This window comes from Streptomyces sp. NPDC046821, from assembly GCF_040645335.1.
In the GTDB taxonomy this organism is placed as follows: Bacteria; Actinomycetota; Actinomycetes; order Streptomycetales; family Streptomycetaceae; genus Streptomyces.
In genome coordinates this window covers 479,431-499,480 of the sequence record NZ_JBEYYB010000002.1, presented here as the reverse complement: position 1 = coordinate 499,480, position 20,050 = coordinate 479,431, and the positions used below count along the sequence as shown (strand labels likewise).

Annotated in this window: 20 protein-coding genes; 15 read left to right on the top strand and 5 right to left on the bottom strand. The window is 70.9% G+C overall.

Annotation, left to right across the window (positions count from 1 at the left end):
• Positions 1–197: 197 nt before the first annotated feature.
• On the top strand, positions 198–1,052 hold the full coding sequence (locus tag ABZ893_RS05775; RefSeq protein WP_361397288.1) for a sulfurtransferase: 855 nt from the start codon (positions 198–200) through the stop codon (positions 1,050–1,052).
• Positions 1,053–1,131: 79 nt separating this feature from the next.
• Here the strand turns inward: ABZ893_RS05775 and sepH are convergent, their stop codons facing one another.
• Complete coding sequence (sepH, locus tag ABZ893_RS05770; protein ID WP_361397285.1) at positions 1,132–2,202, bottom strand: septation protein SepH; 1,071 nt, start codon at positions 2,200–2,202, stop codon at positions 1,132–1,134.
• Positions 2,203–2,662: 460 nt separating this feature from the next.
• Between sepH and ABZ893_RS05765 the strand changes: the two genes are divergently transcribed.
• Positions 2,663–4,033 carry a hypothetical protein gene (locus tag ABZ893_RS05765; protein WP_361397282.1) on the top strand — a complete coding sequence of 457 codons (1,371 nt, stop codon included), beginning with the start codon at positions 2,663–2,665 and terminating at the stop codon, positions 4,031–4,033.
• An 18-nt stretch (positions 4,034–4,051) separates the two neighbouring features.
• Here ABZ893_RS05765 and ABZ893_RS05760 read toward each other — a convergent pair whose 3' ends face one another.
• Together ABZ893_RS05760 and ABZ893_RS05755 are read right to left on the bottom strand one after the other, a co-directional pair.
• The gene (locus ABZ893_RS05760) at positions 4,052–5,404 is read right to left on the bottom strand and encodes a D-arabinono-1,4-lactone oxidase (protein ID WP_361397279.1); all 1,353 of its coding nucleotides are present in this window, start codon (positions 5,402–5,404) and stop codon (positions 4,052–4,054) included.
• Positions 5,331–6,602 (bottom strand): MFS transporter, encoded by a 1,272-nt coding sequence (locus ABZ893_RS05755; RefSeq protein WP_361397276.1) that lies wholly within the window; start codon positions 6,600–6,602, stop codon positions 5,331–5,333. Before ABZ893_RS05755 ends, ABZ893_RS05760 begins: the two co-directional genes overlap by 74 nt.
• 104 nt (positions 6,603–6,706) lie before the next feature.
• On the opposite strand from ABZ893_RS05755, the gene ABZ893_RS05750 reads away from it, so the two are divergent.
• Both ABZ893_RS05750 and ABZ893_RS05745 read left to right on the top strand, forming a co-directional pair.
• Entirely contained in the window at positions 6,707–7,843 is a 1,137-nt protein-coding gene (locus ABZ893_RS05750) for a ferrochelatase (RefSeq protein WP_361397273.1), read from the top strand.
• Positions 7,844–7,852: 9 nt separating this feature from the next.
• The gene (locus ABZ893_RS05745) at positions 7,853–8,650 is read left to right on the top strand and encodes an inositol monophosphatase family protein (RefSeq protein ID WP_361397272.1); all 798 of its coding nucleotides are present in this window, start codon (positions 7,853–7,855) and stop codon (positions 8,648–8,650) included.
• Between the two features lie 91 nt (positions 8,651–8,741).
• Here ABZ893_RS05745 and ABZ893_RS05740 read toward each other — a convergent pair whose 3' ends face one another.
• Positions 8,742–8,915 (bottom strand): hypothetical protein, encoded by a 174-nt coding sequence (locus ABZ893_RS05740; protein WP_361397269.1) that lies wholly within the window; start codon positions 8,913–8,915, stop codon positions 8,742–8,744.
• 326 nt (positions 8,916–9,241) lie between these two features.
• Here ABZ893_RS05740 and ABZ893_RS05735 point away from each other — a divergent pair, with 326 nt between their 5' ends.
• From ABZ893_RS05735 to ABZ893_RS05720, 4 genes are all read left to right on the top strand, one after another.
• A complete protein-coding gene (locus ABZ893_RS05735) occupies positions 9,242–9,895 on the top strand; it encodes a response regulator transcription factor (protein ID WP_361397266.1) in 654 nt (217 codons plus the stop codon).
• A gap of 5 nt (positions 9,896–9,900) precedes the next feature.
• On the top strand, positions 9,901–11,145 hold the full coding sequence (locus ABZ893_RS05730; RefSeq protein ID WP_361397263.1) for a HAMP domain-containing sensor histidine kinase: 1,245 nt from the start codon (positions 9,901–9,903) through the stop codon (positions 11,143–11,145).
• 427 nt (positions 11,146–11,572) lie between these two features.
• Positions 11,573–11,869, top strand: a complete 297-nt coding sequence (locus ABZ893_RS05725; protein WP_003951337.1) for a DUF4193 domain-containing protein — start codon at positions 11,573–11,575, stop codon at positions 11,867–11,869.
• Between the two features lie 13 nt (positions 11,870–11,882).
• Positions 11,883–12,836 (top strand): hypothetical protein, encoded by a 954-nt coding sequence (locus tag ABZ893_RS05720; RefSeq protein ID WP_361397260.1) that lies wholly within the window; start codon positions 11,883–11,885, stop codon positions 12,834–12,836.
• Between the two features lie 16 nt (positions 12,837–12,852).
• On the opposite strand, the gene ABZ893_RS05715 is transcribed toward ABZ893_RS05720, so the two are convergent.
• Positions 12,853–13,299 carry a DUF3093 domain-containing protein gene (locus ABZ893_RS05715; RefSeq protein ID WP_361397257.1) on the bottom strand — a complete coding sequence of 149 codons (447 nt, stop codon included), beginning with the start codon at positions 13,297–13,299 and terminating at the stop codon, positions 12,853–12,855.
• Positions 13,300–13,357: 58 nt separating this feature from the next.
• Here ABZ893_RS05715 and ABZ893_RS05710 point away from each other — a divergent pair, with 58 nt between their 5' ends.
• From ABZ893_RS05710 to ABZ893_RS05680, 7 genes are all read left to right on the top strand, one after another.
• On the top strand, positions 13,358–13,942 hold the full coding sequence (locus ABZ893_RS05710) for a PaaI family thioesterase (protein ID WP_361397253.1): 585 nt from the start codon (positions 13,358–13,360) through the stop codon (positions 13,940–13,942).
• On the top strand, positions 13,939–14,466 hold the full coding sequence (gene dut, locus ABZ893_RS05705) for a dUTP diphosphatase (protein WP_361397251.1): 528 nt from the start codon (positions 13,939–13,941) through the stop codon (positions 14,464–14,466). Before ABZ893_RS05710 ends, dut begins: the two co-directional genes overlap by 4 nt.
• 1 nt (position 14,467) lies before the next feature.
• Positions 14,468–15,229, top strand: a complete 762-nt coding sequence (locus ABZ893_RS05700; protein WP_361397248.1) for a DUF3710 domain-containing protein — start codon at positions 14,468–14,470, stop codon at positions 15,227–15,229.
• 169 nt (positions 15,230–15,398) lie between these two features.
• On the top strand, positions 15,399–16,142 hold the full coding sequence (locus ABZ893_RS05695) for an ABC transporter ATP-binding protein (RefSeq protein WP_361397245.1): 744 nt from the start codon (positions 15,399–15,401) through the stop codon (positions 16,140–16,142).
• Positions 16,143–16,348: 206 nt separating this feature from the next.
• Complete coding sequence (locus ABZ893_RS05690; protein WP_361397241.1) at positions 16,349–18,904, top strand: sensor histidine kinase KdpD; 2,556 nt, start codon at positions 16,349–16,351, stop codon at positions 18,902–18,904.
• On the top strand, positions 18,901–19,584 hold the full coding sequence (locus tag ABZ893_RS05685) for a response regulator (protein ID WP_361397238.1): 684 nt from the start codon (positions 18,901–18,903) through the stop codon (positions 19,582–19,584). The genes ABZ893_RS05690 and ABZ893_RS05685 overlap by 4 nt, the downstream gene beginning before the upstream one ends.
• A gap of 54 nt (positions 19,585–19,638) precedes the next feature.
• Entirely contained in the window at positions 19,639–20,049 is a 411-nt protein-coding gene (locus ABZ893_RS05680; RefSeq protein ID WP_361397235.1) for an OB-fold nucleic acid binding domain-containing protein, read from the top strand.
• Position 20,050 lies beyond the last annotated feature (1 nt).

Sequence of the window (20,050 nt, the reverse complement as noted above, 5' to 3'; positions counted from 1 at the left end):
GTGCCGCACGCCGCTCAGGGGTCGCGCCGCCACGGCCGGAGCCCTCGCACGGGGATGCCGGGTGGAGTGATGCGCATCCGCTGCCGCGCCAGGGCCGTTGTCAGGTGGTCCGGTCAATAGGTCAACGCTCGGTAGTCGATCGTGCACGCTAGCGGACCGACGGCGCATCGGCCAGACCATAGGCCAGGATGGCCCTCATGAATGCCATCATCACCGCATCCCAACTCGCGAGCGACCTGGCCGGGGAGAACCCGCCGGTCCTCCTCGACGTCCGCTGGCAGCTGAGCGTGCCCAAGGCGACGGGGGCCCCGGCCTTCGACGGCCGGGCCGCGTACGAGGCCGGGCACATCCCCGGCGCGGTCTTCGTCGACCTGGACGCGGATCTCGCGGGCCCGGCCGGCGCGGCGGGCCGGCATCCGCTGCCGGACGTGGCGGCCTTCGGCGCGGTCATGCGTAATGCCGGTGTGTCGGCCGACCGGGACGTCGTCGTGTACGACGGCGGCCAGGGCTGGGCGGCCGCGCGCACCTGGTGGATGCTGCGCTGGACGGGTCACCCGTCCGTGCGCGTGCTCGACGGCGGTCTCGGTGTCTGGGAGGGCCCGCTGGAGACGGTGACACCTTCGCCCGAGCCCGGCACGTTCGGGCCGGCGCCGGGCGCGGCCGCGCTCCTGGACGCCGACGGGGCGGCGGCGCTCGCGCGTTCGGGCGTTCTCCTGGACGCCCGTGCCGCCGAGCGCTACCGCGGTGACGTCGAGCCGATCGACCGAGTCGGCGGCCACATCCCGGGCGCCGTGTCCGCGCCGACGACGGAGAACGTGGCCGAGGACGGCCGCTTCCTGCCCGCCGAAAAGCTCGCGGCCCGCTTCAAGTCCGTTGGTGCGTCCGGGGGTTCGGGCGAGGTCGGCGTGTACTGCGGCTCCGGCGTCTCCGGCGCCCACGAGGTCCTTGCCCTCGCGGTGGCGGGCATCGACGCGGCCCTGTACGTCGGCTCGTGGTCGGAGTGGTCCTCGGACGAGTCCCGCCCGGTGGCGACCGGCCCCGACCCTCAGTAGTACGCGAACAGCGCGCCGGAAACAGGAGAGGCCCATGCCGGGAACGGCGCGGGCCTCTCGTGTCCTACGCGTCCTACTCCTACTCCTGCTTCTTGCGGCGGGTGCCGAACACGATCTCGTCCCAGCTCGGCACGGCCGCCCGGCGCCCCGGACGCACCCCGTCGGCCTCGGCCTGGCGGTCGGTGGTGCCGGTGAGCCGGTCCCGGTGACCTGCGACGCTGCGCGGCATGAGGACGTCCGCGTACGCGGCACCCGCCCCGGCGGACGCGGCCGGCGCAGCGGGCTCCTCGGCCTCAGCGGGCTCCGGCTCCTCCGTGACGGGCTCCGGCGCGGGCACCGAGGGACGCTCGGGGACCACGATGTCGCCGCGATAACTGGGTACCGCCTCCAGGAGGCTGGTCAGCGAGTCGCGCTCCGACGACGAGACGGCCGCCGGACCCTCGTCGGTGACCTCCGGCACGGGCGTCGGCGCGGTGGGCCGCTCCAACTGCCGGTCCAGGGCCCGGTCGAGCGGACGGTCGCGAGGCAGCCTGGCGATACGCGGCACGAACGGAAAGCTGGGTTCCGGCGCCGCGATGTCGTCGGTCTCGCCGATGAGCGAGCGCGCCTCGTCGTCGACGGCCTGGACGAGCCGCCGGGGCGGGTCGTACGTCCAGCTCGCCGAGTGCGGTTCGCCCGCGACCCGGTAGACGAGCAGGACCTCCCAGGTGCCGTCGTCGCGACGCCAGGAGTCCCACTGGACGGACTCCTTGTCGGCGCCACGCAGCAGCAGCCGCTCCTGCACCGCCTCGCCGAGCTGGGGTCCCGCGTTCTCGCCGGGGCGGCGGACGGGGGTCTTCCTGGCACGCTCGGCCATGAAGGCACGCTCCGCGAGCACGGGGCCCTCGAAGCGGCGCACACGGTCGACGGGGATGCCGGCGAGCTGTGCCACCTCCTCGGCGGAGGCACCGGCTCGTATACGCGCCTGGATGTCACGGGGGCGGAGATGGCTCTCCACCTCGATCTCGATCTGGCCGAGGCGCGGACGGTCGCCGCGCACGGCGGCCCGGAGGCGCTCATCGATCGGAAGCGTGTACTCCGTGCTGTCCGCAGCCTTCAGCACCAGCCGTGTGCCGTCGTTAGAGACGGCCACGACACGCAGTTCGGGCATGGGGACCTCCCGGGTGGTGCCTGCCGACGTCACGTGCGTCGCTGCTTCCGCTAGTCGAGTGTGGCCTGCCCGGGTGCAGCCTGCCACAACCTTGCTGAGTTGCCCGGCGTGTCGGGCATGGGCCGTGGGCCGCCGTTATGGCACGGTTACCTGTTCGCAACGCTCAGTGACCGAGCTCGTCACCGTGTGCAACGAACCCCCTCTCGGCGGTCCTGGAAGGCTCCGGGCACCCTGATGGGAGACCGGACCCAGGGCTCGCAACGGTACTCCATTCGGGCCACTCGGGTGGACCGGCACGCCATCGAAGTTCGCCCGGGGCGGGGCCTGATGGCAGGGTGTGGCCCGCTTGTGGTCCACGGACGTGAAGTGCTTCACGAAATCTCCAGAAGTGGAACTGATTCCATCCTTCTTACGTCCCTTTCTCGTGAGCTAAGTCGAGAAAGGCAGGCAAGGGTCGGAGATGGGCGATAGGCCGGGAACCTCCAAGGACGTACAGGAAAAGCCCAAGGAGAAGCGGCTCGACCTGAGTGTGCCGCAAGTGGCGGGCAGCGCCGTCGCCGCTGTCGTGGCGGCCAAGCTGGCCTCCGGGCTCGGTGTGTACGGGACGATCGTCGGTGCAGGAGTTGTGAGTGCGCTCGCCACGTGCGGCGGCACGATTTTCCAGCACTTCTTCCGGCGTACCGGCGAGCAGATACGTGATGTCGCGGGCCAGGCGATACCCAAGAGCCGTCAGATACCCGTGGCCGGTGACGGACGGCAGGTGCCGGCGACGTTCCGGTCCGGCGTGGCCACCGCGTCGGCGGGCACCGAGGGTGTGGCGACGCGGATGGTCCCGCTTCCGAAGACCACGACGTGGGGAGTGGCTTCGGCGACACGGGACTTGGAGGCGACGACGGTTCTGCCGGCGGCCCGGGGTGGTGAGGCGACGACGGTTCTTCCGGCGTCGGATGCTGACGCGACGACGGTGGTGCCTGCGTCGGACGCTGATGCGACCACAGTGCTGTCCGCCGAGCGGGCCGACGAGACCACGGTCCTGCCGGCGCCGGACGCCGACAAGACCACCGTCCTGCCCGCTCAGGCCGCCGAGGAGACCACCGTCCTCCGGGCTCCCGACAGTGAGCGGACGATGCTTCTCAAGGTCGGCGCCGGTGATCCCGAGAAGACTCAACTGCTCGGAACCGGCGGCGTGGACAACGCCACGCGCGTGCTTCGCGCGATCGCGGCGCCTTCGAGTGATGCCTCCGGGGCGGAACTCCCGCCTCCGGCAGGCGACTTGGGCGAGGGGTCCAGCAACGGCCCAGGCCTCACCGAGGAGTTCACCGAAGCGACCACGCACCGCGCGAGCGTGCGGAGCTGGCGGCGCCCCCTCGTCGCCGCCGCCGTCGTCTTCGGCATCACCATGGCCGGCATCACGACGTACGAACTGGCGTCCGGCCAGAGCTTCAACGGGGACGGGCAGCGCACCACCCTGCGCGAGGCGTTCACCGGCGGAGGCGGCTCGTCGTCCCGCCACGATCACACGCCCGCGCCCGACACCTCGCAGCAGCCGTCGGACGGTGCCGGTTCCGCGACGCCGTCCGGGACCCCGCAGAGCGGGGGAGGGGCGTGGAAGGGCGGGACCGCCGAGCCCACCCCGACGCCCACCGGCAGCGGGGACTCCGGTACCGGCTCGGGCACCGGGTCCGGGGCCGGTGCCGCCGGGGACAAGTCCACGGCCGCACCGACCCCGTCCGCGACGGGGACCTCGACGCCGACCGCCACCCCCAGCGCCTCCGAGAGCGGCAGCACGACGCTCCCCGGGCTGCTGAAGCCGGGGACGCCCACCGGGTGAGGCCCGCCGCCCGGACCGTCAGTCGCCCAGCACGCGCCGCAGGTAGTCGTTGGCGAACAGACGCTCCGGGTCGAGCCGGTCCCGCAGCGCCGTGAACTCGCCGAAGCGCGGGTACACGGACGAGAAGTACTCCGCGTCCCGCGTGTGCACCTTGCCCCAGTGCGGCCGGCCCTCGTGCGCGGTGAAGATCCGCTCGGCCGCCGTGAAGTAGGACTGGTACGGGGTGCCCTTGTACATGTGGACGGCGATGTACGCACTGTCCCTGTCGGACGCCGTGGAGAGCGCGATGTCGTCCGCGGGGGCCGTGCGGACCTCCACGGGGAAGCTGACCCGCAGGTTCGAACGGTCGACCATCGTCTTCAGCTCACGCAGCGTCTCGACCAGGGCCTCGCGCGGAATCGCGTACTCCATCTCCACGAACCGCACGCGGCGCGGCGAGGTGAAGACCTTGTAAGGGATGTCCGTGTAAGTGCGGGCGGAGAGCGCGCGGCTGGAGATCTTGGCGATCGACGGGATCGTCGACGGGACCGCGCGGCCGAGCGAGTTGACCACCTGGAAGAGGCCGTTCGACAGGAACTCGTCCTCGAAGAAGCTGCTGAACTTTCCGACCGGAGCTTCAGGGCCCGCGCTGCGGTTGTTGCGCTTCGTGCTGCAGTTTCCGGTGTGCGGGAACCAGTAGAACTCGAAGTGCTCGTTCTCCGCGTGGAGGGCGTCGAACTCGCTCATGACCCGGTCGAAGGCCATCGGCTCCTCGCGGGCGGTGAGGAGGAAGATCGGCTCCACTGCGAACGTGATCGCGGTGACGATGCCGAGGGCGCCGATCCCGATCCGCGCGGCCGCGAAGACCTCCGGGTTCTCCTTCTCGGAGCACGTGAGGACCGAACCGTCGGCCGTGACCAGTTCGAGGCCCTTGATCTGCGCTGATATCGACGCCGACTCGCGGCCCGTGCCGTGCGTGCCGGTGCTGGTGGCGCCCGAGACCGTCTGCTCCATGATGTCGCCCATGTTCGTGAGCGACAGGCCCTCGCGGGCCAGGGCCATGTTGAGCCTCTTGAGCGGTGTGCCGGCCTCGACCGTGACGGTCCCGGCCTCCCGGTCAATGTTGCGGATTCCGGTCAACAGTTGAGGGCGGATCAATACGCCATCGGTCGCAGCCGCCGCCGTGAAGGAGTGGCCCGTGCCGACCGCCTTCACCTTGAGGCCGTCCTCGGCCGCCGCGCGGACGGCCGCCGACAGCTCGTCCACCGACGCGGGCGTCACCTCGCGGACCGGCCGCGCGGTGACGTTCCCCGCCCAGTTACGCCACGGTGCGCTCTGTGCCCTGGTCTGTCGGGCGTTCGTCGTCGTGCTGCCCGAGTTCGCCGTGCTCATTGGTTCCTCCCCGCTGCGGCACCGGCTGCTTCAGCCGGCGGTACCCCAGGAACCCGACCGCCACCGCGACGGCGCCGGCCACGGCCGGCACCCCGTACCCGGCCTTCGGACCGGCGGCGTCGATCACCCAGCCGGCCACGGAGGAACCGAGCGCGACACCGACCGCGAGTCCGGTGCTCACCCAGGTCATGCCCTCGGTCAGTTTCGCGCGTGGTACGTGCTGCTCGACAAGAGCCATCGTCGTGATCATCGTCGGTGCGATGGACAGGCCCGCGACAAACAGCGCCACGGCCAGAAACGGCAAGTTCCCGACCAGTAGGAGGGGGATCATACTCACGGCTGTCGTGCACACACCGACCAGCCACCGTCGGGCGGGCGCCCCCTTGAAGTGCAGCAGCCCGAAGACCGCTCCGGCGACGCAGGAACCCGCCGCGTAAACAGCGAGTACGAGGCTCGCCACCGCCTTGTGGCCCCGGTCCTCCGCGAACGCCACGGTCACCACGTCCACCGAGCCGAAGATCGTGCCCGTTGCCACGAACGTGACCACCAGGACCTGCAACCCGCGCGCCCTCAGAGCCGAGCCCGTGGAGCCGTGCCCGCGCGGATGCGGCGCCGGCTCGGTCGCGCGCTGGGCGGTCAGCCAGAAGACACCGACCGCGAGGAAGCAGCCCGCGAGCAGCGGCCCCGCCTCCGGGAACCAGGCGGTCGACAGACCGATCGAGATGATCGGCCCGAAGATGAAGCACACCTCGTCGATGACGGACTCGAAGGAGTACGCGGTGTGCAGCTGAGGGGTGTCCCTGTAGAGCGCCGCCCAGCGCGCCCGGATCATCGAGCCGACGCTCGGCACGCAGCCGATCAGCGCGGCGAAGACGAACAGCGCCCAGTCCGGGGCCCGGAACTTCGCGCACAGCAGCAGACCCGCGGCGGCGGTGATCGACATCAGGGCGGCCGGCCGCAGCACGCGACGCTGCCCGTGCAGGTCCACCAGCCGGGAGATCTGCGGGCCGATGGCAGCCGCCGACAGTGCCACGGTGGCGGAGAGCCCGCCCGCGAGCCCGTAACGACCGGTCAGCTGCGAGACCATCGTGACGATCCCGATGCCCATCATCGACAAGGGCATCCGGCCAAGGAACCCGGCCACCGAGAAGCTCTTGGTGCCGGGCAGGGCGAATATGGCGCGGTAGGGGCTGGGCAACTCGACTCCGGTAAGGCGCGAAGGTGGCCATGACAGCTTACGCGCGAACGATCGGGCGGCAGCGCCGTTTTCGGCTGTCAGTCACGGGTGGCAGGATCAACGACATGTCCGATGTGCTCGATCCCACGCCCTTCGACGGCTACGACGCCCTGCTGCTGCTCTCGTTCGGAGGCCCCGAAGGCCCGGACGACGTGGTCCCGTTCCTGGAGAACGTCACGCGCGGCCGGGGTATCCCCAAGGAGCGCCTCAAGGAGGTGGGGCAGCACTACTTCCTGTTCGGCGGGGTCAGCCCCATCAACGAACAGAACCGTGCCCTCCTGGACGCCCTCCGCAAGGACTTCTCGGACCACGGCCTCGACCTGCCCGTCCACTGGGGCAACCGGAACTGGGCGCCCTACCTGACGGACACCCTCCGCGAGATGGTCACCGACGGCCACCGCCGCATCGCCGTCCTCGCGACCAGCGCCTACGCCTCGTACTCGGGCTGCCGTCAGTACCGCGAGAACCTCGCCGACTCCCTCGCCGCCCTGGAAGCGGAAGGGCTCGACGTGCCGCGCGTCGACAAGCTGCGGCACTACTTCAACCACCCGGGCTTCGTCCGGCCCATGATCGACGGCGTCCTGAAGTCCCTCGCCGACCTCCCCGAGGACGTGCGCGACGGCGCCCACATCGCGTTCACGACGCACTCCATCCCGACCGCGGCCGCCGACGTCTCCGGACCCGTCGAGGACCACGGCGACGGCGGTGCCTACGTGAAGGAGCACCTGGACGTCGCCCGCGCCATCGCCGACGCCGTGCGCGACGAGACCGGCGTCGACCACCCCTGGCAGCTCGTCTACCAGTCGCGTTCCGGAGCCCCGCACATCCCGTGGCTGGGGCCCGACATCTGCGACCACCTGGAAGAGCGGCACGGCGCCGGGGTGCCGGCTGTCGTGATGGCCCCCATCGGATTCGTCTCCGACCACATGGAGGTCATGTACGACCTCGACACCGAGGCCACGGCCAAGGCGGCCGAGATCGGCCTGCCCGTGCGGCGCTCCGCCACCGTCGGCGCCGACCCCCGCTTCGCCGCCGCCGTCCGCGACCTCCTCGTCGAGCGGACAGCCGTCGAGAGCGGCAAGGCCGTGACGCCGTGCGCCCTGGGAATGCTCGGCCCGAGCCACAACCTGTGCCCGGTGGGCTGCTGCCCCTCGCGCGCCCCCAAGCCCGCGGCCGCCGGCGCCGACAGCCCGTACGCGTAAGGACCCGACGTGACAGACCTGAAGGCCGAACTCCTGGAGGTCGCCCTGGAGGCCGCCGCCCGCGCCGGGAGCTTCCTGCGCGACGGCCGCCCCGACGACCTCGGAGTGGCCGCCACCAAGACCAGCGCGGTGGACGTCGTCACCGAGATGGACATCGCCTCCGAGAAGCTGATCACCGGCTTCCTGGCCGAGCGCAGGCCGGACGACGGCGTGCTCGGCGAGGAAGGCGCCAGCACCACCGGCACCAGCGGCGTCACCTGGGTGATCGACCCCATCGACGGCACGGTCAACTATCTGTACGGACGACCCGACTGGTCGGTATCCATCGCCGCCCGCCTGGGTGACGAGACCCTCGTGGGCGTCGTCGCGGCTCCCCTCCGCGGCGAGACCTACCGCGCGGTCCTCGGCGGCGGCGCGTACGTGAACGACCGCCCGGCACACGTGCGCGTGGCGCCCCCCTTCGAGCAGGCGCTCGTCGCCACGGGATTCGGCTACCTCGCCGCCCGCCGGGCCCACCAGGCCGACGTGGTGCGCGAGTTGATCCCCAAGGTGCGCGACATCCGGCGCGGCGGCTCGGCGGCGATCGACCTGTGTGACGTAGCTCTCGGACGCCTCGACGCGTACTACGAGCGCGGTCTCAACCCGTGGGACTTCGCGGCCGGGGACCTCATCGCACGTGAGGCGGGCGCGCTCACGGGTAGCCGGCCCGGCGAGGCGCTGTCCGGCGAGCTGGCGATCGCGGCGGCCCCTGGCTTGTTCGAGCAGTTGCAGACCCGCCTGGAGGACCTCGGCGCCTGGCACGACTGACCAGCCCCCGCCGTAGACAAGAAGCAGCAGACAAGAAAGGGCCCCGGCGCCTGCCTGGATCGACCAGGCGCCGGGGCCCTTCCGTACTGCGTCAGACGCGCGAGACGTCGAGCTCCACGCCGTGTTCGGCGGCGAGTCGATGCAGGTCGTTGAGCTCGTCCTGTTCGATCTCGACGAGGAAGTCGTCGCCCGTCTCGCGAGCCCGGCTCAGGTCGGATTCGGTCGCCCTTATGCGCTGCAGAAGTCCTGCCGTGAATGCGTCCATGGTTTGCGCCCCCTCGTCCTGGGTCGTGGGTCGGTGGCACGGGGGTGTGCCCTCGGGAAGGGGCGATCACGTCTCAAGCCGGCCTGCACTGAAGCGGAGGTCATGGCACGCCACATAAAAGCGTGATCGCGGGTGTAAAGCCGTCCTCCCCGCGCTTCCTTCAGCAGAAACCTCATCCGGAAGAGAAAATCCGCCTTGTGGAGCCGTCCCACCGTCTTACAGCCGGTTTATGGCCGAAAGGGGCAGGATGGAGGCCACACTCCACGACCGGACCTGTTCACGGGTGCGCAGAACGTGCCCGCAGGTCACACAGGAAGGACAGCGAAGTGCGCGTACTCGTCGTCGAGGACGAGCAGCTGCTCGCCGATGCGGTGGCCACCGGACTGCGCCGGGAGGCCATGGCCGTCGACGTCGTGTACGACGGATCGGCCGCTCTGGAGCGCATCGGTGTGAACGACTACGACGTGGTCGTCCTCGACCGGGACCTCCCGCTCGTGCACGGCGACGACGTCTGCCGCAAGATCGTCGAGCTCGGTATGCCGACCCGCGTCCTCATGCTCACCGCGTCGGGCGACGTCAGCGACCGCGTCGAGGGCCTGGAGATCGGCGCCGACGACTACCTCCCCAAGCCCTTCGCGTTCAGCGAGCTGACGGCCCGCGTGCGCGCGCTCGGACGCCGTACGAGCGTGCCGCTGCCGCCCGTCCTGGAGCGCGCCGGCATCAAGCTCGACCCGAACCGCCGCGAGGTGTTCCGCGACGGCAAGGAGATCCAGCTCGCGCCCAAGGAGTTCGCCGTCCTCGAAGTGCTGCTGCGCAGCGAGGGCGCCGTCGTCTCGGCCGAGCAGCTTCTCGAGAAGGCCTGGGACGAGAACACCGACCCGTTCACCAACGTCGTACGGGTCACCGTCATGACCCTGCGCCGCAAGCTCGGCGAGCCGGCCGTCATCGTGACCGTGCCCGGTTCCGGATACCGGATCTGATCTCTGTGGCCTCGACACCGGCGCCGCCCCACGCGCCCCCCAAACCCACCTGGGACCCCAGAAAGGTCGAGCCGCCCTACCCGTGGCTGCGCCCGACGATCCGTATACGGCTCACGCTCCTCTACGGCGGCATGTTCCTGATCGCGGGCATCCTGCTCCTGTCGATCATCTATCTCCTGGCTGCACAGGCGCTGAACGTCGGCAGTGACCTGCCGTTCACCGTCACCGGCGGCCAGGTGAGCAGTTCCAGCTGCCGTAATTTCGCCAATCTGCCGGACCACCCGACGACCACCCAGCTCAACGACGCGTTGAGCGAGTGCGTCAACCAGGTGCGTCAGCACGCCCTCGACAACCTCCTCAGCCGCTCGCTCCTCGCCCTCCTCGGCCTCGCCGTGATCGCGTTCGCCTTCGGGTACGCGATGGCGGGCCGCGTCCTGTCCCCGCTGGGCCGCATCACGCGCACCGCGCGCCGGGTGGCCGGCACGGACCTGTCGCGGCGTATCGAGCTGGACGGCCCGGACGACGAGCTGAAGGAGTTGTCGGACACCTTCGACGACATGCTCGACCGCCTGGAGAGGGCCTTCACCGCGCAGCAGCGGTTCGTCGGCAACGCGTCGCACGAACTGCGCACGCCGCTGGCGATCAACCGCACGCTCCTGGAGGTCCACCTCTCCGACCCCGGTGCGCCGGTGGAGCTCCAGCAGCTCGGCAAGACCCTGCTGGCGACCAACGAGCGCAGCGAGCAGCTCGTGGAGGGCCTGCTCCTACTCGCCCGCAGCGACAACCAGATCGTCGAGCGCAAGCCGGTCGACCTCGCCGAGGTCGCCTCGCAGGCCATCGACCAGGCCCGCTCGGAGGCCGACGCGAAGGGCGTCGAGATCCGCGGGGAGTGCGCCGAGGTCGTCGTCCAGGGCAACGGCGTACTCCTGGAGCGCATCGCCCTGAACCTCGTGCAGAACGCCGTCCGGTACAACATCCCGGAGGGCGGCTGGGTCGAGGTGACCACCGAGGCCCAGCACGGCCAGGCCGTGCTCGTGGTGTCCAACACGGGACCGGTGGTGCCCGCCTACGAGATCGACAACCTCTTCGAGCCGTTCCGCCGGCTGCGCACGGAGCGCACCGGCAGCGACAAGGGAGTGGGCCTCGGCCTCTCGATCGCCCGGTCGGTGGCCCGTGCACACGGGGGCCGTATCATCGCGGAGCCGCGTGAAGGGGGTGGGCTCGTCATGCGGGTCACCCTGCCTATTTGACGTATCTCGGATGCAGGGTGGCGACCGATCTGAGATGCTTCCGCCGACGTGCCGGGGGAGTTCGCTTTTAGCGGAATTTTCGGGGCCTTGTCCCGTTGAAACCGTGTGTGATCGATCACAAGAGCGAACTGCTGGGCATCCACTCTCCGTGTTCGTGAAAGTCCCCGGAAAGCCTGGAAAATCCGGGTTTTCGGGGGTCCGGATCACGGGAAGTACACGGGGTGGCGCCCGTGAAGAACAGCCTTCGGACCGTGTACGGTCCCGATCGCCATCCAACCCGATCACCCAAGAGGAGTCCGGTTGGGTGTCGATTGAGTAACAGACCTTGATGTGAGGCAAAATCTCCGCCTCAGGTCGGGCACAAAGTCCGGCCTCCCGCGCGTTGTGCGCTGGAGACACCGCATACACCCAGAGGGGGAGAGCGACAATGGCAACGGATTACGACACCCCACGTAAGACCGATGACGACCTCAACGAAGACAGCATCGAAGAGCTGAAGGCCCGGAGGAACGACAAGTCGACCTCTACGGTCGACGTCGACGAGTTCGAGGCGGCGGAGGGCCTGGAGCTCCCCGGTGCCGACCTTTCGAACGAAGAGCTCGCCGTCCGCGTCCTGCCGAAGCAGCAGGACGAGTTCACCTGCATGAGCTGCTTCCTGGTCCACCACCGCAGCCAGCTGGCCCGAGAGAAGAACGGCCAGCCGATCTGCCGCGACTGCGACTGAGGCCGGGTCGGCCGTGACAGGCTCGACCCCGCCCTGGAAGCGCCGCTCCCGGAAGTACGGGGACGCGGGCGGTGGCCCGTCCGACGGCGTGCGTGACGACGAGCGAGGCTCTTCCCCCACTGGAGCAGCCTCGCTCGGAGACGCGGACGCCTTCGAGGTGGCGGGCGACCTCGCGGCGGCGGGATTCACCGACCTGCCCGCCGTGCCCGCAGCCGGCGAGACCGCGCCTCTCGGCGGGCGCGTACAGCTCGCCAGAGGCCGTGTGGCCGCCGTCAGGGACGGCGTCCGCAAGGGCGGCACCGCCGCGAAGGCCGGACTCGGCTACCTCGCCGACCGGATCATCGAGAACGCACCGCGTGTGCCGGTGCGCGATCTGGCGACCCTGCGCAGGCAGTTCCCCGGCCTCAGTGCCGAACAGCTCGCGGACAAGCTCGTCTCGGGCGCGGCCAACGCCACCTCCACCGTCGGTGCGGGAGTCGGCGCCGCCGCGATGATGCCCGTACCGCCCGCGATGCCCGCCGAGATGGCGGCCGAGATCACCGGCGTCGCCGCCATCGAGCTGAAGCTCGTTGCCGAGCTCTACGAGGTCTACGGCCTGCGTCCGCCCGGCGGCCTCAAGGAGCGCAGCTCCACGTACCTGGCCTCATGGGCCGAGGAGCGCGGCATCGACATCGCCAAGCCGTCGACGATCATCGCCCTCGGCGGCCAGATGAAGCGCGAGATGCGCCAGCAGATCATGAAGCGCATGGTGCGGAACCTGCCGAACCTCATGCCGTTCATGGTCGGCGCCGCCGTCGGCGCGGTCATGAACCGGCGCGACACCAAGAAACTCGCGGAGCGGATCCGCAAGGACCTCCGCAAGATGCAGGTCCCCTGGGACGCCCTCCCGGAGCTCCCGCCCCTGGAGCGCCCCCACGACCCGCGCCTGCCGCTTCCCGGGGACAGGCCCCGGGAACTCGACAGCTGAGCGCCGCCGCCGGGCTTTACTTCCCGAGCGCCTTCGCCAGCCGTTCAGGGTCCCGCGTCGACAGATACACGTACGGAGTCGGGTCCTGCGGGTCGACGACCTCCACGCGCAGCGCCGTCGGCACATAGCTGCGCAGCAGCATGAACGCGCGCGGGTCCGCCTTGTACGTGCGCCAGGCGCGCGCCTCCTCGGCGTCCAGGATCTCCACGTCACCCAGGGCCGACAGCGGGATCTTCGCGTCCCCGGCCACCAGCGAGTCCGCCACGACGCGGATGCGGACGGAACCGTACGAACTCGTCACCACCGCGGCCGCGGCCGTGCCGCCGACGAGCCCGCCGAGGAGCGGGAGCGTGCCGAACGGCAGCAGGATCAGGCCGCAGGCGATGCCGAGCAGGAGAGAGACGAGCCACCACGAGCGGGGGGCGGTGAGGCGTTCTTCGAACGGTGCGGTGGAGAGCTCCATGCGCTCAAGCTTGGCACGGTGCGCTTTCTCCCATGACGCGCGGGTAAGGTCTGCGCCTGTGAGTGGTACTTCTGCGGCTCTGACGCCCCCTGCCGACGCCATAGCGCCCGTGCGGCACCCCGACGCCCCCGCACCCGGCGAGCTGCTCGGCGCGCACTACGGACACTGTTTCGGCTGCGGCGACGAACAGCCCCACGGACTCCACCTGGAGGCGCGCGCCCAGGACGGCGTCCGTGTCACCGCCGAGTTCACGGTGCGCCCCGCCCACCAGGGCGCCCCCGGCCTCGCGCACGGCGGCATCCTCGCGACCGCGCTCGACGAGACCCTCGGCTCGCTGAACTGGCTGCTGCGCGTCATCGCCGTGACCGGCCGGCTCGAGACGGACTTCGTGCGCCCCGTGCCCGTGGACACCGTGCTCCACCTGGACGCCGAGGTCACCGCCGTCGCCGGCCGCAAGATCTACTCGACCGCGACCGGCCGGATCGGCGGCCCCGACGGCCCCGTCGCCGTCCGCGCCGAGGCTCTGTTCATCGAGGTGAAGGTCGACCACTTCATCGACAACGGCCGCCCGGAGGAGATCCAGGCCGCCATGGCGGACCCGGACCAGGTCCGGCGCACCCGTGCCTTCGAGGTGAACCCGTGAGCCGGCCCCCGCTCGACGTGCAGATCAGGCGCGTAGACCCCGACGTACCGCTGCCGTCGTACGAGCACCCGGGTGACGCGGGCGCCGATCTGCGGACCACCGAGGCGTGCGAGCTGGCGCCGGGCGAACGGGCCGTCCTTCCCACCGGGGTGTCCATCGCGCTGCCCGAGGGGTACGCCGCGTTCGTGCACCCGCGGTCCGGCCTCGCGGCCCGCTGCGGTGTCGCCCTGGTGAATGCCCCAGGGACGGTGGATGCCGGGTACCGTGGAGAGATCAAGGTGATCGTGGTGAATCTCGACCCGCGCGAGCGCGTGCGGTTCGAGCGCTTCGACCGGATTGCCCAACTGGTCGTCCAGCAGGTCGAGAAGGTGCGCTTCCAGGAGGTGGCGGAGCTTCCCGACTCGGCGCGGGCCGAGGGGGGCTTCGGGTCCACCGGTGGTCATGCCGCCGTCGGGCCTGGCCCGGGTGGGCATCAGGGTGGGAATCGATACGCATCGGTCGTATCCGACCGGGAAGGACAGTGACGTGTTCGGACGTCGCAAGAAGAACGGGGCCGCTGACGACGCGGCGGGCGAGGCCGAGCAGGTCGTCGACGGCGTAGCCGCCGACAACGACGCGGACGAGCCGCAGCGGGTGCGGCTCGAGCCCGAGCCGCGCCCCGACGGACCCTGGGACGTCTCCGAGGTCCGCGAGCCCGGCGAGGGCCGCGTGGACCTGGGCGGACTCTTCGTGCCCGGAGTCGAGGGCATGGAGCTGCGGGTCGAGGTCGCGGGTGACGCGATCGTCGCGGCGACGGTCGTCCTCCAGGACAGCGCCGTGCAGCTCCAGGGCTTCGCCGCCCCCAAGAAGGAGGGCATCTGGGGCGAGGTCCGCGAGGAGATCGCCTCCGGCATCACCCAGCAGGGTGGCGTCATCGACGAGGTCGAGGGTCCCCTCGGCTGGGAGCTGCGGGCCCAGGTGCCGGTGCAGCTGCCGGACGGTACGGGCGGCTTCCAGGTCGTCCGGTTCATCGGCGTGGACGGCCCCCGCTGGTTCCTGCGCGGAGTGATCTCCGGGCAGGGCGCGGTGCAGCCGCAGGCCGCGGGCCTCCTCGAGCAGATCTTCCGGGACACCGTCGTGGTCCGCGGTGAGGGCCCGATGGCCCCGCGTGACCCGATCGTCCTGAAGCTGCCGGACGACGCGCAGATGGTCGCCGAGGGCGTCCAGCAGGAGCCCCAGGAAGGCTCGCGCTTCGCGGGCGGCATGGGCCAGCTGCAGCGCGGCCCCGAAATCACCGAGGTGCGCTGACCCCGCACACCTCGCAGGCCAGAGACGGGCCGCACGTTCCCTCAGGAGCGTGCGGCCCATCGGCGTTGTGGGGCGCGGGAGTTGGGGCGCCGGGTGTCCTGACCATTGCCCGGCCCGTCGCCGCGTGACCATACTGACGCCCGACCGAGGAGCGTACGGGGGAGCGGGCATGAGCGAGAGCACGGAAGCGGGGGCCGCCGTCCTCGACCAGGACGGCGGCGGGCCCATGGTCGTCGTCGAGGATCTGCGCCGCTCCTACGGCAGTGGGGCCGCCGCAGTGCACGCCCTGCGCGGCGTCTCCTTCGAGGTGCCGCGCGGCGAGCTGGTCGCCCTCAAGGGCCGCTCCGGATCCGGCAAGACGACCCTCCTGAACCTTGTCGGAGGGCTCGACGAACCGGACGGCGGCCGCATCACCGTCGACGGCCTCGATCTCGCGGACCTGGGCGAGAACGGCCTCCTCGAGCTGCGCCGGGACCGGATCGGGTTCATCTTCCAGTCCTTCGGCCTGATCCCGATCCTGTCCGCCGCCGAGAACGTCGGGGTGCCGCTGCGGCTGCGCAGGGCCGACCCCCGCGAGCGCGAGGAACGCGTCGCGCTGCTCCTCGCCCTGGTGGGCCTCGCCGACCACGCCGAACAGCGACCCGGCGAGCTGTCCGGAGGCCAGCAGCAGCGCGTCGCCATCGCCCGCGCGCTCGCCAACCGGCCCGCCCTCCTCATCGCCGACGAGCCCACGGGCCAGCTCGACGCCGAGACCGGCCTCGCCGTCATGGAGCTGCTGCGCGCCGTCGTCCGCAGCGAACACGTCACCGCGCTCGTCGCCACCCACGACGCCACACTCCTCGGCCTCGCCGACCGCGTGCTCGAACTGAGCGACGGCGAGATCACGGAGATCACGGAGCCGGGTTCCGGTTGACCCGCGATGCCTGAGGCCGCGCGACCCGCACCCCGAGCGCCGGACGCACGCTGAGGGCGCGCGGCCAGCACACCGGGCGCCTTAGGCCCCCGCATCAGAGTTACGTCAAAGACGCCGGCCGGCCCCGCCCTTTCCCCGTTTGCCGCAACCGGTGGCCGTAGGGTCGACGCTGCGTACATCACGCGTAGCAGGAAGACAATGGGGCCATGGGACGCGGCAAGCTTCGGATCTACCTCGGTGCGGCACCGGGTGTCGGGAAGACCTACGCGATGCTGTCCGAGGGACACCGCCGTATCGAGCGGGGCACGGACTGCGCCGTCGGCTTCGTCGAGCACCACGGCAGGCCCCGTACGGAGGTGATGCTCCACGGCCTCGAACAGATCGCCCGCAAGGAGCTCACGTACCGAGGTGCCGTCTTCACCGAGATGGACGTAGACGCCGTCCTCGCCCGCCGCCCCGACGTCGCCCTGGTGGACGAACTCGCGCACACGAACGTGCCGGGTTCGCGCAACGCCAAGCGCTGGCAGGACGTCGAGGAACTCCTCGCCGCCGGCATCGACGTCGTCTCGACCGTCAACATCCAGCACCTGGAATCACTCGGCGATGTCGTGGATTCCATCACCGGCGTCCGCCAGCGCGAGACGGTCCCCGACGAGGTGGTCCGACGGGCCGACCAGATCGAGCTTGTCGACATGTCGCCCGAGGCGCTGCGCCGCCGCATGGCGCACGGCAACATCTACAAGCCCGACCGGATCGACGCCTCCCTCTCCAACTACTTCCGCCCCGGCAACCTCACCGCCCTGCGCGAGCTCGCCCTCCTCTGGGTCGCCGACCGCGTCGACGAGTACCTCCAGCAGTACCGCGGCGAACACAACATCCGCTCCACCTGGCAGGCCCGCGAGCGCATCGTCGTCGGCCTGACCGGCGGGCCCGAGGGGCGCACCCTCGTCCGGCGCGCGGCGCGGATGGCCGCCAAGGGCTCCGGCAGCGAGATCCTCGCCGTCTACATCGCCCGCAGCGACGGCCTCACCGCCGCGTCCCCCAAGGAACTCGCGGTCCAGCGCACCCTCGTCGAGGACCTCGGCGGCACCTTCCACCACGTCATAGGCGACGACATACCCGCCGCGCTCCTGGAGTTCGCCCGCGGAGTCAACGCCACCCAGATCGTCCTCGGCTCCTCACGCCGCAGGACCTGGCAGTACGTCTTCGGGCCCGGCGTCGGCATGACAGTCGCCCGCGAATCGGGCCCCGACCTCGACGTGCACATCGTCACGCACGAGGAGGTCGCCAAGGGCCGCGGCCTGCCCGTCGCCCGCGGCGCCCGGCTCGGCCGCTCCCGGGTCATCTGGGGCTGGCTCATCGGAGTCGGCGGCCCCGCCCTGCTCTCCCTGGTCCTCACCCACATGAGGACCGACCTGGGCCTCGCCAACGACATGCTGCTCGTCCTGTCGGTGACCGTGGCCGCTGCACTCGTCGGCGGCCTCGTCCCGGCCCTGGCGTCGGCCGCCGTCGGCACGCTCCTCCTGAACTACTACTTCACGCCACCCCTGCACCTGTTCACCATCGCGGACCCGAAGAACATCGTCGCCATCGTGATCTTCGTAGGGGTCGCGGTGTCGGTGGCCTCCGTCGTCGACCTCGCGGCCAGACGCACTCACCAGGCCGCCCGGCTGCGCGCCGAGTCCGAGATCCTCTCCTTCCTCGCCAGCAGCGTGCTGCGCGGCGACGACAGCCTGGACGCCCTGCTCGAACGGGTCCGCGAGACCTTCGCCATGGACTCCGTCGCCCTCCTGGAACGCGAGAGCGACGTCGACCCGTGGACCCGCGCGGGCAGCGTCGGCCCGCACCCCCTGGAACGCCCCGAGGACGCCGACGTCGACATGCCGGTCGGCGATCACATGGCGCTCGCCCTGTCCGGCCGGGTGCTGCCCGCCGAGGACCGCCGCGTCCTCGCGGCCTTCGCCGCCCAGGCCGCCGTCGTCCTCGACCGCCAGCGCCTCCAGTCCGAGGCCGACAAGGCCCGTGCCCTCGCCGAGGGCAACCGCATCCGCACCGCCCTGCTCGCCGCCGTCAGCCACGACCTGCGCACCCCGCTCGCCGGCATCAAGGCCTCCGTCTCCTCCCTGCGCTCCGACGACATCGCCTGGTCCGCCGAGGACCAGGCGGAACTGCTCGCCGGCATCGAGGAGGGCGCCGACCGCCTCGACCACCTCGTCGGCAACCTCCTCGACATGTCCCGCCTGCAGACCGGCACCGTCACCCCGCTGATGCGCGAGATCGACCTCGACGAGGTGGTCCCGATGGCGCTCGTCGGCGTCCCCGACGGCAGCGTCGACCTGGACATCCCGGAGAGCCTGCCCATGGTCACCGTCGACAAGGGGCTCCTGGAGCGCGCGGTCGCCAATATCGTCGAGAACGCGGTCAAGTACAGCCCCGAGGACGAGACGGTCCTCGTCGCTGCCAGCACCCTCGGCGACCGCGTCGAGGTACGCGTCGTAGACCGCGGGCCCGGCGTCCCCGACACCGCGAAGGACCGCATCTTCGCCCCCTTCCAGCGCTACGGCGACGCACCGCGCGGAGCGGGGGTGGGCCTCGGCCTCGCCGTCGCGCGCGGCTTCGTCGAGGCGATGAACGGCACACTTACGGCGGAGGACACCCCCGGCGGAGGACTGACCATGGTCCTCACGCTCACCGCCGCGACCGGCCGCCCGCAGGCCGCCCCCGCCACTTCATCCCTTGCTCAGAGAGGCAGGTACGCATGACCCGGGTGCTCGTGGTCGACGACGAGCCGCAGATCGTGCGCGCCCTCGTCATCAACCTGAAGGCGCGCAAGTACGAGGTGGAGGCCGCGTCCGACGGCGCCGGCGCGCTCCAGCTCGCCGCCGCGTTCCACCCGGACGTCGTCGTGCTCGACCTGGGCCTGCCCGACATCGACGGCGTCGAGGTGATCAAGGGGCTGCGCGGCTGGACCCGTGTACCGATCCTCGTGCTTTCCGCGCGGCACTCCTCCGACGAGAAGGTCGAGGCGCTCGACGCGGGCGCCGACGACTACGTCACGAAGCCGTTCGGCATGGACGAGCTTCTGGCACGGCTGCGGGCCGCCGTCCGCCGGGCCGAGCCAACCGGCGGCGGCGAGGACGAGGGCATCGTCGAGACGGAGGGCTTCACCGTCGACCTGGCCGCGAAGAAGGTGAACCGCGACGGCCGTGACGTTCGCCTCACGCCCACCGAGTGGCACCTCCTGGAGGTCCTGGTCCGCAACACCGGCCGCCTCGTCAGCCAGAAGCAGCTCCTCCAGGAGGTCTGGGGCCCGTCCTACGGCACCGAGACCAACTACCTGCGCGTCTACATGGCCCAGCTCCGCCGCAAGCTCGAACTGGACCCGTCGCACCCCCGGCACTTCATCACGGAGCCGGGCATGGGGTACCGGTTCGAGCGATGATCTTGGCGGCTGACCCGGACATGGCTTGTCGGTGACCCCCGGTACGCTTCATGTATGAGTGCTGTACCTCGTTCCGAGACGCCGTCCGAGAAGCCGGCCGGCCGCTTCCGGCGAATGCTGGACCGGCTGTCCACGTCCCAGGAGGACCTGGAGTCTGAGGAGCTGCGCGAGGACTCGGAGACCAACGGCTGTACGCGCATCGGTGACTGCCACGACCGGCAGATAGTCACGGTTACTGGTACCTTGCGCACGGTCACCCTCCGACCACGCGCCGGAGTCCCGGCCCTGGAGGCGGAGTTGTTCGACGGCTCCGCGGCTCTGGACGTCGTCTGGCTCGGCCGCCGGTCCATCGTCGGCATCGAGCCGGGGCGCAAGCTGATCGCTTCCGGCCGGGTCTCGATGAGCCGGGGCCGTAGGGTGCTCTTCAACCCGAAGTACGAACTCAGACCGCTCGGACGGGAGTAGC

Coding starts and splice junctions, on each gene's coding strand:
- ABZ893_RS05775 (WP_361397288.1), top strand. CDS start 198: ATGAATGCCATCATCACCGCATCCCAACTCGCGAGCGACCTGGCCGGG.
- sepH (WP_361397285.1), bottom strand. CDS start 2,202: ATGCCCGAACTGCGTGTCGTGGCCGTCTCTAACGACGGCACACGGCTG.
- ABZ893_RS05765 (WP_361397282.1), top strand. CDS start 2,663: ATGGGCGATAGGCCGGGAACCTCCAAGGACGTACAGGAAAAGCCCAAG.
- ABZ893_RS05760 (WP_361397279.1), bottom strand. CDS start 5,404: ATGAGCACGGCGAACTCGGGCAGCACGACGACGAACGCCCGACAGACC.
- ABZ893_RS05750 (WP_361397273.1), top strand. CDS start 6,707: ATGTCCGATGTGCTCGATCCCACGCCCTTCGACGGCTACGACGCCCTG.
- ABZ893_RS05740 (WP_361397269.1), bottom strand. CDS start 8,915: ATGGACGCATTCACGGCAGGACTTCTGCAGCGCATAAGGGCGACCGAA.
- ABZ893_RS05725 (WP_003951337.1), top strand. CDS start 11,573: ATGGCAACGGATTACGACACCCCACGTAAGACCGATGACGACCTCAAC.
- ABZ893_RS05715 (WP_361397257.1), bottom strand. CDS start 13,299: ATGGAGCTCTCCACCGCACCGTTCGAAGAACGCCTCACCGCCCCCCGC.
- ABZ893_RS05695 (WP_361397245.1), top strand. CDS start 15,399: ATGAGCGAGAGCACGGAAGCGGGGGCCGCCGTCCTCGACCAGGACGGC.
- ABZ893_RS05690 (WP_361397241.1), top strand. CDS start 16,349: ATGGGACGCGGCAAGCTTCGGATCTACCTCGGTGCGGCACCGGGTGTC.
- ABZ893_RS05685 (WP_361397238.1), top strand. CDS start 18,901: ATGACCCGGGTGCTCGTGGTCGACGACGAGCCGCAGATCGTGCGCGCC.
- ABZ893_RS05680 (WP_361397235.1), top strand. CDS start 19,639: ATGAGTGCTGTACCTCGTTCCGAGACGCCGTCCGAGAAGCCGGCCGGC.